This is a genomic window from uncultured Propionibacterium sp. (assembly GCF_963539965.1).
Classification (GTDB): Bacteria; Actinomycetota; Actinomycetes; order Propionibacteriales; family Propionibacteriaceae; genus Propionibacterium.
The window spans coordinates 22842-35215 of the sequence record NZ_CAUTOU010000017.1; the positions used below are offsets into that span (position 1 = coordinate 22842).

Below are 12374 nucleotides of genomic sequence, written 5' to 3' on the forward strand. Positions count from 1 at the left end.
CCTCACGGTGCGGCCCCCGTCCGGGGCAGGGCGCGCAGGGCGCGCGCCTGCTCGGCGCGCCCGGCCAGTTCGGAGTCGCCGGGGTAGCCGACCTCTTCCAGGCACAGGCCGCCGGCGGGCATGACGAGGACTCCGCCGTGGCGCTTCGTGCCGGCCGCCACCTCGTCGATCCACCCCGGCGGCCTGCGGCCGGTGCCGACGGCGACGAGCGCGCCGGTCAGGGAGCGCACCATCGAGTGGCAGAAGGCGTCGGCGCGCACCGTCAGCTCGACCGTCCCGCACTGATCGCCGACCCTGGTCGCGGTGCAGTCGAGCAGCGTGCGGATCGTCGTGGCGCCCTCGCGCCGCTTGCTGAAGGCCGCGAAGTCGCGCAGCCCCAGCAGGCGGGACCCGGTCCGGCTCATCAGGGAGGCGTCGAGGACCCCGCTCACCGCGGTGACCTGGCCGCGCAGCAGCGGGTCGGGGCGAGAGCGCTCGTCCCACAGGCGGTAGACGTAGCGGCGCCAGAGCGCGGCGAAGCGGGCGTCGAACCCGGTCGCCGCCCTGCCGACGCGATGGACGGCGATGTCGGGCGGCAGGACCCTGCGCAGACGGCGCTCGAGTTCGGCCGGGACGACGTCGGCGGGCAGGTCCACGTGGGCGACCTGGCCGCGGGCGTGGACGCCGGCGTCGGTGCGTCCGGCGACTGTCAGCTCGGCATCGGTCCCCAGGCGGGCGATCCGGCCGATCCAGCAGGCCAGCTCACCCTCGACGGTGCGCAGGCCCGGCTGGGCGGCCCAGCCGTGGAAGCCCGCGCCGTCGTAGCCGATGTCGAGGCGCAGGCGCCGGGTGCCGGCCGTCCCGGTATCCGGGCTCATCGGGGCGCCCTGGTCCAGACGAGGTCGCGGATCGCGCGCCCGGTGCTCAGGCCCCGCCTCTCGAAACGGGTGAGCGGACGGGTCCCGCGCGGAGCCCAGCCGCCGGGCCGGTCCGCGTACTGGTTGATGAACAGGCCGCTGGCCCCCAGGACCTCGGCCATCTGCTCGGCGTAGTCGGTCCAGTCGGTGGCGAGGCGCCACAGGCCGCCGTCGGCGAGCCGGTCGGCGACGAGTCCGGCGAAGGCCGGGGCGATCAGGCGGCGCTTGCGATGGCGCTTCTTGGGCCACGGGTCGGGGAACAGGGTCCACAGTTCGGTGAGCCTCGCGGTGCCGACCAGCTCGCGCAGGCCCTCCGCGCCATCGGCCGCGATGAGGCGCACATTGCGCACGCCGGCGCGGTCGAGCCTGCCCATCGTCGAGGCGACGGCCGGCGCGTAGACCTCGAAGGCCAGCACGTTCATCTCCGGGCGGGCGCCGGCCATGGCGACCAGCGAGTCACCGGTGCCCGAGCCGATCTCGACGGCCAGCGGGGCCTCGCGCCCGAAGCGCTCGGCCAGATCGATCCATGCGCCCGGCGCGACCGAGGTCGACATGTCGGCGCGCGGCACGTCGATGAGGTAGCGGGGCGCCAGGTCGTCCATCGCCCGCTGCTGGGAGGCGTTCATGCGTGAGCCGCGGCGCACGAACGAGACGACGCCGCGGCCCGGGCGGTCCGCCGCACCGGCGGCGTTCGCATCCGGGAGACCGGGCCCGATCGGGCCGGACGGGGCAACATGCTCTGGCACGATCACTCAGCTTACTTGCCGCCCCGCCGGTTCCGCGTGCCCGGCGGGGCGGGGCTCCGATCAGGGCTCCTCGAGATAGGCGGCCGCCTTGTTGGCGGGCATCAACTCGAAGCCGGCGCGGGAACGGGTGAAGCTGGCCGCGCCGCGGGCGATGCTGCGCAGGTCGATGGCGTAGTCGAGCAGCTCGAGCGCCGGGACGCGGGCCGTCACCGTGGTGAAGCCGCCGTCACCGGACTGCGTGCCGCTGACCTGACCGCGCCGGTTGCCCAGATCGGTCATCACGGCGCCCAGGTGCTCGTTCGGACAGCGCACCGCCACCTCGTCGACCGGTTCCAGCAGGGCCACCGTCCCGGGGTCCGCGGCCTCGCGCAGCGCCAGGGCGCCGGCCGACTGGAAGGCCATGTCGGACGAGTCGACCGAGTGGGCCTTGCCGTCGTGCAGCGTGACCCTGACGTCGACCATCGGGTGGCCGCTGACCGTGCCCTTGGCGAGCTGGGCGGCGACGCCCTTCTCAACCGAGCCGATGAACTGGCGGGGGACGGCGCCGCCGACGACCTCGTCGACGAAGACGAAACCGCTGCCGCGCTCGCCGGGCTCGATGCGGATGTCGCAGACCGCGTACTGACCGTGGCCGCCCGACTGCTTGACATGGCGCCCGTGGCCCTCCGCGGGGCGGATGAACGTCTCGCGCAGGCCCACGCGCACCGGCGGGGTGTTCACCGAGACGCCGTAGCGTTCGCGCAGCCTTGCCAGCACCAGGTCGCGGTGAGCCTGGCCCATCGTCCACAGGAGCATCTGGTCGGTGTCCTGGTCGCGTCCGACCCGCACTGTCGGATCCTCGATGAGCAGGCGGTTCAGGGCCGCGGAGAGCTTGTCCTCGTCGCCGCGCCCGGCCGCCTCGATGGCCGTCGGCAGTAGCGGCTCGGGCAGCGCCCAGGGCTCGATGACGACGGGGTACCCGGTGTCCGAGAGGGTGTCGGAGGTGTCGGCCCTGGCCAGTTTGGCCACGTAGACGATCTGACCGGCCACGGCCCTGCCCACCGGCGCGGTGCCGGTGCCGACCGGGACGCTCAGCAGTCCGACGCGCTCGGTGGCGTCGTGGTCCTCGCGGCCGTGCCGGGCCCCGGTCAGGGCCTCGCGGTGGCCGGCCACGTGGACGACGGCCTCGGGGGTCAGCACGCCGGAGTAGACGCGCACCATCGACAGGCGGCCGGCGTAGGGGTCGGCGATCGTGCGGATCGTCTCGGCCAGCAGCGGACCCTCCACCGAGCCGAGCCGCGGGTCGACGGGCTCGTCGTTGGTGTCGGCGATGAGCGGCAGCGTGCGCCGGGTCGGACGCGGGAAGCCGCGGTGGATGAGGCCGAAGATCTCCTCGGCGCCGATGCCGTCCAGGCGCGCAGGGATGACCGGGAAGAAGCCGCCGTGGTACATGGCGGACAGCAGCGCCTCGACGACCTGGTCGTTGTTCAGCTCGTCGCCGTTGAAGTAGCGCTCGAGCAGGGCGTCGTCCTCGGACTCGGTGATGATCGACTCGACGTAGTCGGTGCGGAAGGACTCGATGAGAGTGCGTTGCGCCTCGTTCGCATCGGTGGTGACGCGCTGGCCGCTGGAGTAGTCGTGCACGTGGCCGGTCAGCAGGCTCATGTTGCCGACGACCTGGCCGCCCGCGTCCTCCAGGGGCAGGTACGCCGGGTGCGTGCCCGAGCCGAAGGCCGTGGTGATGGCCTCCAGCGCGGTGTCGAAGTCGGCCTTGCCCGTGTCGAGCTTGGTGATGACGATCGCCCTCGGCATGCCGGTCGCGGCGCACTCGGACCACAACGACGTGGTGATCGGGTCCATGCCGTCGGAGGCGCTGATGACGAAGATCGCGCCGTCCGCCGCGCGCAGGCCGGCCCGCAGTTCGCCCGCGAAGTCGGGATGGCCCGGCGCGTCGAGCAGATTGACGACGACGTCGTCACCGGCCGTGTCGTTGTGGTCCACGACGCTCGCCAGCATCAGCGTGCTGCCGCGTTCGGCGTCCTCCTTGTCGGGACGGTAATCGGGGATACGGGCCCTCAGGAGGTTCTGGAACAGCGTGGTCTTGCCGCTGCCGGCCGAGCCGACGAGGACCACGTTGCGCAGGTCTTCCGGGCCTTGGATCTGTGGTGCTGTGCTCACCCTTGAACTCATGTGCACACACTGCCCCCTACATCGCCGCTCTGGCAAGGACATCGGCGGTGAATGGCGTGAAACGGGCGAAAACGCCCGGACGCGGGCCCCCGACGGGCGTTCTCCGATCAACTGGTCGCGCTGGGCAGCCAGACGGTGGACCAGCCGATGATCGGCTCGTGCCAGCCGTCGGCCGGCTCGTTAATCGGGATGAGACCGACGCCGGTAGGGGCGCCGTTGGAGTAGATCATGCCGTCGCCGGCGTACATGGCGACGTGCCCGTAGGGATTGCCGGACGGACCCCCGTCGTACCAGATGAGGGCGCCGACCGGGATGTTCGTCATGTCGGTGTGCATCTGGCCGGCGGCCTGGATGGTGGCGGCCGCATCGGTGGCGGAGTTCACGCCGGCGCTGGAGTAGCCGTAGAAGGCGGCCGACAGGGCCAGGCACATGTTGCCGTAGTCCTGGTTGCCGACCATCGACTTGGCCTTCTCGATGGCCGCCGCGGTGGACAGCGGCGTCTTCTGGCCGGGAGCGGTGACGCCGGCCGGGTCGACGGGGGTGGAGATCTCGACCGTGATGGGCTCGACCTCGACGACGGCCGGGGTCTCGGCAGCCGGATCGGGCTCGGTGCTGGCCGGGTCGATGGCGATGGTCTCGGCCTCGGTGGCGACGACGTCCTGCGGGGTGGCGGTGCCCGAGGCCATGGCGCTGTTGGTGATGGCCAGGCCGCCGGAGACGGTGCCGATCACGGCGGCCAGGCCGAGACCGGCCGCCATGAAGCGCGAATTGCCGCGGCGTCTGCGGGGGGCCGGGTCGGCCTTGATGAAGGCGCGCTCGGGCCCCGGTCCGTCGATGGTCAGCGCGACGGGGACGACCGGTTCGGCCGCCCGGCGGGCGCGCGGCGGGGCGATCGCCTCGAGGGACTCGGCCAGCGCGCGGCGCGCGGCGGGCGCCGCGATGAACTCGCCGTTCTCGAGCGCCCGGCGGGCCGGTACGGAGGTCATCGCTCTGCGTGCTGTGGTGGCTGCAGTGAGGGCGAGTGGCGCCGACAGCGTGCCGGCGGGCTGCTCAACCAGTGCCCTGCGTGCGCTCATGCAACAAAATCCTCAAAATCTGCGGGAGTGCCGAAGGGGAAGATCGGGCACCCTGAACGGAATTTCTGAGAAAAGTCTAAGACTCTTCAGAAATCAGGTCAACATCGGGATCGCCTGGTTGCATTTCTCTCTGGTTCCACCCAGGTTCGGGGTCCCCGGGCTGCGCGGCGCGGAAGCGCCGCACGGGCGACCACGCTCATGCGACACGGTTCGCTCCTCGCGGTCCGTCTCTCGGTCCGCGAGGCCCCGCCGTGGCCGGCGGTCCGGTGCGCGGCTGGCGCCCGCGCCTCCGCGTCGTCCTGGGCGGGTCGGGCGAGCCTCTCGCGCCGGGAGCCCGGCGCCCGGCGGATCCGGCGTCACCGGGCGGTTCCCGTCCCGGGCGATCGCCCGTCTGCTTTGACCAGGACGGGGTGCGCGGGCTATTGTTAGTCGGCGTTGCGCCTCCGCCTTGGTGGTGCGCCGGCCCGGCGGGCCCCTCATGGGCGCCCCGGCGGCCGTGCCCGGCAGCGCGAGGCGAGCTCATGATCCGTAGCGAACTAGTGGAAGATGGTCTGCGACCGTGTCAACCTACAGCCCGAAGCCTGGCGAAGTCACCAGGGCCTGGCATGTCATCGATGCCGAGGACGTCGTGCTCGGCCGTCTCGCCGTGACCGCTGCCTCTCTCCTGCGGGGCAAGAACAAGCCCGTCTACGCGCCGCACGTCGACACCGGTGACTTCGTCGTCGTGGTCAATGCCGCCAAGATCGCCCTGACCGGTAGGAAGCGCACCGATTCGTTGCGCTACGACCACTCCGGCCGTCCCGGCGGCCTGCGCGTCACCCCGATCGGTGAGCTCCTCGAGAAGGATCCCCGCAGGGCCGTCGAGCGCGCCGTCTGGGGCATGATGCCGAAGAACAAGCTGAGCCGTCGGCAGATGGGCAAGCTGAAGGTGTACGCCGGCCCCGAGCATCCGCACAGGGCCCAGGCGCCCCAGCCCTACCAGATCACCCAGATTGCGCAGTGAACAACGAGGAACTGACTGTGTCCCAGACCGTTAATGAGGACGTCGAGACCGGCATCGCGCCGTTCACCGACGAGAACAACCGCGAGATCGCCTACCGCTCCGATTCCGCCGCCGCTGCCGAGCGTCCCGCCGTCGTCGCCCCCGGCGCCGGCACGGGTCGCCGCAAGCAGGCCGTGGCGCGTGTCCGTCTCGTCCCCGGCACCGGCGCCTACCGCGTCAATGGCCGCACCCTTGAGGAGTACTTCCCCAACAAGGTGCACCAGCAGCTCATCAACGAGCCCTTCGTCACCGCCGGCGCCGTCGGCGCCTATGACGTGGTCGCCCGCATCGGCGGCGGCGGCACCACCGGCCAGGCCGGCGCCCTGCGCCTGGGCATCGCCCGCGCGCTCAACGCCATCGACACCGAGGCCAACCGTCCGGTCCTCAAGAAGGCCGGCCTGCTCACCCGCGACGCCCGCGTCAAGGAACGCAAGAAGGCCGGCCTCAAGAAGGCCCGCAAGGCGCCCCAGTACTCCAAGCGCTGATTCCTCCCCGCGCCGTGCACGCGGTGATTCCGCCAACGACGCTCATTCGCGGCGCGCTGGTCCGGGATGGGGCGGGGTGATGGGTAGAGTTCCACCCATGGCTCGATTGTTCGGAACCGACGGCGTCCGTGGCCTCGCCAATGGCGATCTCACGGCAGAGCTCGCTCTCGACCTGTCCGTCGCCGCTGCGCACGTGCTCGGCGAGGCGGGCGCCTTCGACGGGCGCCGCCCGGTGGCGATCGTCGGACGCGACACCCGCATCTCCGGCGAGTTCCTGCAGGCCGCCGTCATGGCAGGCCTGGCGAGCGCCGGCGTGGACGTCATCGACGTCGGCGTCATCCCGACCCCGGGCCTGGCCTATCTGGTCGCCACGGAGGAGGTCGACCTGGGCGTGATGCTCTCGGCCAGCCACAACCCCATGCCCGACAACGGCATCAAGTTCTTCGCCCGTGGCGGCGTCAAGCTCGACGACGCCATCGAGGACGCCATCCAGGAGCGCATGGGCGAGGAGTGGGACCGCCCCACCGGGGCGGGCGTCGGCCACATCCGCCGCGACGGCAGGCTCCTGCAGGCCTACATCGGCCATCTGGTCGACTCTCTCGGGGAGGTGCGCCTGACGGGCCTGCGCATCGTCCTCGACTGCGCCAACGGCGCCTCATCGGTCACCGCCGTGCCGGCCTTCGAGGCCGCCGGCGCCGAGGTCGTCGGCATCCACCGCAGCCCCGACGGGCTCAACATCAATGACGGCTGCGGCTCGACGCACATCGAGAGCCTGCAGGCCGAGGTCCTCGCCCGGCGCGCCGACCTGGGCTTCGCCTTCGACGGCGACGCCGACCGCTGCCAGGGCGTCGACGCCCAGGGCAACTGGATCGACGGCGATCAGATCATGGCCATCCTGGCCCTGGGCCTCCGGGCCGAGGGCAAGCTGGCCGAGAGCACCCTGGTCGCCACGATCATGAGCAATCTCGGTCTCATCGTGGCCATGCGCGAGCACGGCATCCATGTCGACCAGACGAAGGTCGGCGACCGCTACGTGCTCGAGGACATGGCCGCCAACGGTTTCACCCTCGGCGGCGAGCAGTCCGGCCACGTCATCATGAGCGAGTTCGCCACCACCGGCGACGGCGTGCTGACCGGCCTGCACGTGGCCAGGCAGATCGCCAGGAGCGGTTCCACCCTCGCCGAGCTGGCCGGTGTCGTGAGGCGCCTGCCGCAGGCCCTGGTCAACGTGCCGAACGTCGACAAGCTGCGCGCCGGGATCGACCCGGTCATCACCGGTCGGGTCGCCGCCATCAGCAAGAGGCTCGGCGACACCGGGCGCGTCGTCCTGCGGCCCAGCGGCACCGAGCCGCTCGTGCGCGTCATGGTCGAGGCCGCGACCCAGGAGCAGGCCGATGAGATCGCCCGGCAGCTGGCCGGCGTCGTGGCCGAGCGGGTCGGCCTGAAGTAGCCCCGTCGGGGCCTCAGACCTTGCGGATGCGCACCGTCGAGATGCGGTGGTCGGGGCCCTTGCGCAGGATCACCGTGGCGCGCGGCCGGGTCGGGGCGATGTTGGAGCGCAGATTGGGGCCGTTGGTCCTCGCCCACACCTGGTGAGCGAGGGCGCGGAAGTCCTCGTCGCTCGTGCCCGCGTAGTCGCGGAAGAAGCTGCTGCCGTCGGCGGCGGCCTCGCGCAGATAGACGAGCTGGCGCTCGGTGTACCAGCGCTCGATGTCGGACTCCTCGGCGTCGACGTAGACCGAGAAGTCGATGAAGTCGCTGACCGCCACGCTGGAGCGCTCGCTGCGCCCGGTGCCGGCCGGCTGCAGTACGTTGAGACCCTCCAGGATGAGGATGTCGGGGCGGTGGATCCGCTCGCGCTCGTCCGGCACGACGTCGTACAGCGTGTGGGAGTAGACCGGCGTCGAGACCTCGGGACGGCCGGACTTCACGTCCATGACGAATTTCAGCAGGGCCCGCAGGTCGTAGCTCTCGGGAAAGCCCTTGCGGTCCAGCAGACCGCGGGCCTCCAATTCGGCATTCGGCAGGAGGAAGCCGTCGGTGGTCACCAGCACCGAATGGGGATGGTTCTCCCCGCGGGCCAGCAGCTCGCGCAGCAGGCGGGCCGTCGTGGACTTGCCGACGGCCACCGAACCTGCGACGCCGACGATGAGGGGGGTGCGCGGCGTCGTGGCCGGGTTCAGGCCGAGGAAACGGTTCTGGGCGCCCCACAGGCGCCCGCGGTTGGTGCGGTGCAGTTCGATGAGCCGGCTCAGCGGCAGGTAGACCTGCTCGACGTCGGACTCGTCGGTCGGGTCGTCCAGCCCCCGCAGGTGCTCGACGGTCGCCCGGTCGAGGGCGAGGGAGGAGCCGTTCGCCAACCGGGACCACTGCGTGCGGGGGATCTCGAGCCAGGGGCCGCCGGGCGTCTCGGCGCTGCGGGCGACCGCGTCCAGACGACCGGTGCGGGGGGCCGGCTCGCCGGAGCCGGGGTCTTGTGAGCTCTGCACCCATGAAAGCCCACCACGTCGGGGCGAGGATGTCCACTCGGCGCGGCGCGGAGGCCGGTGAGAAGGTTCCCGCGCGGGGCGGCACGGGACCGGGGCCCGCCGCCCGGCGCGTGCCGGGGCGCCGCGTGCCCCTAGAGTAGAGGCCATGTGCGGAATCATTGGCTATGTCGGCCCCCAGCAGGCCGTGAACGTCATCGTCGAGGGTCTTCGCCGTCTGGAGTACCGCGGCTACGACTCCGCCGGCGTGGCCGTCGGCGCCGACGGCCGTATCGAGTGGCGCAAGAAGGCCGGCAAGATCGCCAATCTCGACGCGGAGCTGGCCGCCCGGCCGCTGCCCGCCTCGACCATCGGCATCGGCCACACCCGATGGGCCACCCACGGCGGGCCCACGGACGCGAACGCGCACCCGCACCTGTCGGCAGACGGACGCGTCGCACTCGTCCACAACGGTATCATCGAGAATTTCGCGCTCCTGCGGGCCGAGCTGACCGCCGAGGGCGTCGCCTTCAGCTCCGAGACCGACACCGAGGTGGCCGCAGCCCTGCTCGGCCGCGCGCTCGCCCGGACCGGGGATCTGGCCGGCGCCATGCGCCGGGTCTGCTCCCGGCTGGAGGGCGCCTTCACGCTCGTCGCCATCGACGCCCAGGACCCGACCCGCGTCGTCGCGGCCCGTCGCAACTCGCCGCTGGTCGTCGGCGTCGGGGACGGCGAGAACTTCCTGGCCTCCGACGTGGCCGCCTTCATCGAGCACACGCGCGAGGCCATCGAGCTCGGCCAGGACCAGGTCGTCGTCATCACGGCCGACTCGGTCGAGGTCACCGACTTCGCCGGCAGGCCGGTCGGGACCAAGCCCTACCACATCGACTGGGACACCACCGCCGCCGAGAAGGCCGGCTACGACTGGTTCATGCGCAAGGAGATCTTCGAACAACCCAGGGCCGTCGCCGACACGTTGCTCGGCCGCTACTCCGGCAGCGGCGAGCTGGCGCTCGACGAGATCCGCATCGGCCCCGACGAGCTGCGCCGGGTCGACAAGATCATCATCATCGGCTGCGGCACCGCCTACTACGCCGGCATGGTCGCCAAGTACGCCATCGAGCACTGGACGCGCATCGGCTGCGAGGTCGAACTGGCCAGCGAATTCCGTTACCGCGACCCGATCGTCGACGCCAACACCCTGTGCGTGGCCATCAGTCAGTCCGGTGAGACCGCCGACACGCTGCAGGCCATCCGCCACGCCCGCGATCAGGGCTCCAGGATCGTCGCGATCTGCAATACCAACGGCTCGACCATCCCGCGCGAGTCCGACGCCGTGCTCTACACGCATGCCGGCCCCGAGATAGGCGTGGCCTCCACGAAGGGCTTCCTGACCCAGCTCATCGCCTGCTACCTGCTCGGCCTGTTCCTCGCCCAGGTGCGCGGCGTCAAGTTCGGCGACGAGATCGGCGCCGTCATGGACGAGCTGGCCGCCATGCCGCCGAAGATCCAGCGGGTGCTGGACGGGGCCGACGACGTCTACGGATTGGCCCACCAGTTGATCGACCAGGGCGACTACGTCTTCCTCGGACGCCACGTCGGCTACCCGGCCGCCATGGAGGGCGCGCTCAAGCTCAAGGAGATCGCCTACCTGCACGCCGAGGGCTTCGCCGCCGGCGAGCTCAAGCACGGTCCGATCGCCATCATCGACCCCGGCATGCCCGTCTTCGTGATCGTCCCGCCGGCAGGCCGCGACCAGCTGCACGACAAGGTCGTGAGCAACATCCAGGAGGTGCGCGCCCGCGGCGCCCGCACCATCGTCCTGGCCGAGGAGGGCGACACCGGGGTCGACGCCTACGCCGAGAAGGTCATCCGCCTGCCCAGGGTGAGCACCCTGCTGCAGCCGGTCCTGGCCGTCGTACCGCTCCAGCTGTTCGCCTGCGAGCTGGCCACGGCGCTCGGCAACGACGTCGATCAGCCCCGTAACCTGGCCAAATCGGTCACCGTCGAGTAGGGGCGGGACATGATCATCGGAGTGGGCGTCGATGTCTGCTCGGTCGGGCGCTTCAGCGCCATGCTGGAGCGCCGCCCCGGCGTCCTCGACCGCCTGTTCAGCCCCGACGAGCGCCTCGCCCACGGGCTGCCGCGCGCGCCCGAGTCGCTGGCCGCCCGCTTCGCGGCCAAGGAGGCCCTGGCCAAGGCTCTCGGGGCGCCCGGGGACCTGTCGTGGCGCGATGCCGAGATCGTCGTCGGCGCCGGTCGCCGCCCCGTGCTCGAGGTGCGGGGCTCGGTGAAGGCCCGCGCCGACGCGCTGGGTGCCAATTTCTTCCACCTGTCGCTGAGCCATGACGGGCCGGTGGCCACCGCCGTCGTCATCGCCGAGGCGCGCTGAGATGCGGACCGTCGCCACAGCCGACCAGATCAGGACCGCCGAGCAGGCCTGGTTCGACGCCCACCCCGGGCAGGGGCTCATGGAGACGGCCGCTGCGCACGTCAGTGCCAACGCCCTCGACATGCTCGCCGATCCGGCCGGTGCCCGCGTCCTCGTGGCAGCCGGGCCGGGCAACAACGGCGGGGACGGCCTGTACGCGGCCCGCGACCTGGCCGAGGCGGGCGCCGACGTCTCGCTGTGGTTCACCTCGCCGCGCCGGCACGAGTCGGGCCGGGCGGCTGCCAGGGGCGCCGGTGCCCGCGAGATCGACGCACTCGCCGCTGTCGCGGCCCTGGCCGAGACCGATCTGGTCATCGACGCCGTGCTCGGCATCGGCGGGCGTGCTGGTCTGCGCGAGCCCGTCGCCGAGTTCGCCCGCGCCTGCACCGACCTGGCCGTGCCCGTGCTGGCCGTCGACGTGCCCTCGGGCCTGGACGCCGACCTGGTCGGCGCCGACCACCCGTCGAGCTTCACGGCGGCCCGGACCGTCACCTTCGGGACCCTCAAGCTCTGCCACGTCGCCCAGCCGGCGGCCGGTCGATGCGGCCGCGTCGTAGTGGCCGACATCGGCATCGTCGTCGCCGGCCAGGCCGTCCTCGCCGCCGAGCGCTCCGACCTCGCCGCCCGCTGGCCGGTGCCCGGCCCCGAGGCCGACAAGTACTCGCGCGGCGTCGTCGGCATCGACACCGGCTCGGCGCGCTACCCGGGCGCGGGCGTCCTGACCACCTGCGGCGCCCTGCACGCCGGGGCGGGATTCATCCGCTGCTGCGCACCCGATCCGGTGCCCGCCATGGTCGCCGCCACGATGCCGTCGGTCACCTTCGGCCCGGGACGCGTCCAGGCCTGGCTGGTCGGCTCCGGCTGGGGCGATGCCGGGCGCAACCGGGAGCGGCTGGCCGAGCGCCTGGCCGACGGGGTGCCACTCGTCCTCGACGCCGACGCCCTGGCCGAGCTGCCCATCGAGCTCCCCGCCGGGTGCCTGGCGACCCCGCACGCCGGCGAGCTCGCCCGCATGCTCGGTCTCGACCGCGCCGAGGTGGCCGGCGACCCGGTGGGCGCGGCTC

At 72.1% G+C, this 12374-nt stretch carries 11 protein-coding genes; 6 read left to right on the forward strand and 5 right to left on the reverse strand.

Annotated elements, in window-relative coordinates; all coding sequences use genetic code 11:
- Positions 1-2: 2 nt before the first annotated feature.
- The 4 genes from truA to R2N01_RS04900 all read right to left on the reverse strand — a co-directional run bounded on the left by truA (position 3) and on the right by R2N01_RS04900 (position 4887).
- A complete protein-coding gene (gene truA / locus R2N01_RS04885; RefSeq protein WP_316669028.1) occupies positions 3-857 on the reverse strand; it encodes a tRNA pseudouridine(38-40) synthase TruA in 855 nt (284 codons plus the stop codon).
- Complete coding sequence (gene trmB / locus R2N01_RS04890; RefSeq protein ID WP_316669030.1) at positions 854-1642, reverse strand: tRNA (guanosine(46)-N7)-methyltransferase TrmB; 789 nt, start codon at positions 1640-1642, stop codon at positions 854-856. The genes truA and trmB overlap by 4 nt, the downstream gene beginning before the upstream one ends.
- Before the next feature lie 60 nt (positions 1643-1702).
- Entirely contained in the window at positions 1703-3799 is a 2097-nt protein-coding gene (locus R2N01_RS04895; RefSeq protein ID WP_316669033.1) for an elongation factor G-like protein EF-G2, read from the reverse strand.
- A gap of 119 nt (positions 3800-3918) precedes the next feature.
- The gene (locus R2N01_RS04900) at positions 3919-4887 is read right to left on the reverse strand and encodes a hypothetical protein (protein WP_316669035.1); all 969 of its coding nucleotides are present in this window, start codon (positions 4885-4887) and stop codon (positions 3919-3921) included.
- Between the two features lie 559 nt (positions 4888-5446).
- Here R2N01_RS04900 and rplM point away from each other — a divergent pair.
- From rplM to glmM, 3 genes are all read left to right on the forward strand, one after another.
- Positions 5447-5890: a 50S ribosomal protein L13 gene (rplM, locus tag R2N01_RS04905; RefSeq protein ID WP_316669037.1), complete on the forward strand. Its 444-nt coding sequence runs from the start codon at positions 5447-5449 to the stop codon at positions 5888-5890.
- Between the two features lie 17 nt (positions 5891-5907).
- Complete coding sequence (gene rpsI / locus R2N01_RS04910; protein WP_316669038.1) at positions 5908-6414, forward strand: 30S ribosomal protein S9; 507 nt, start codon at positions 5908-5910, stop codon at positions 6412-6414.
- A gap of 97 nt (positions 6415-6511) precedes the next feature.
- Positions 6512-7864: a phosphoglucosamine mutase gene (gene glmM / locus R2N01_RS04915; RefSeq protein WP_316669040.1), complete on the forward strand. Its 1353-nt coding sequence runs from the start codon at positions 6512-6514 to the stop codon at positions 7862-7864.
- Between the two features lie 13 nt (positions 7865-7877).
- Here glmM and coaA read toward each other — a convergent pair whose 3' ends face one another.
- Positions 7878-8849, reverse strand: a complete 972-nt coding sequence (gene coaA, locus R2N01_RS04920; protein ID WP_316669050.1) for a type I pantothenate kinase — start codon at positions 8847-8849, stop codon at positions 7878-7880.
- Between the two features lie 199 nt (positions 8850-9048).
- Here coaA and glmS point away from each other — a divergent pair, with 199 nt between their 5' ends.
- The 3 genes from glmS to R2N01_RS04935 form a co-directional block, all read left to right on the forward strand.
- Positions 9049-10893 carry a glutamine--fructose-6-phosphate transaminase (isomerizing) gene (gene glmS, locus R2N01_RS04925; protein ID WP_316669042.1) on the forward strand — a complete coding sequence of 615 codons (1845 nt, stop codon included), beginning with the start codon at positions 9049-9051 and terminating at the stop codon, positions 10891-10893.
- Positions 10894-10902: 9 nt separating this feature from the next.
- Complete coding sequence (locus R2N01_RS04930; protein WP_316669044.1) at positions 10903-11271, forward strand: holo-ACP synthase; 369 nt, start codon at positions 10903-10905, stop codon at positions 11269-11271.
- Position 11272: 1 nt separating this feature from the next.
- Positions 11273-12374: NAD(P)H-hydrate epimerase (locus tag R2N01_RS04935; protein ID WP_316669046.1), on the forward strand; the 1102-nt coding region annotated here is incomplete at its 3' end.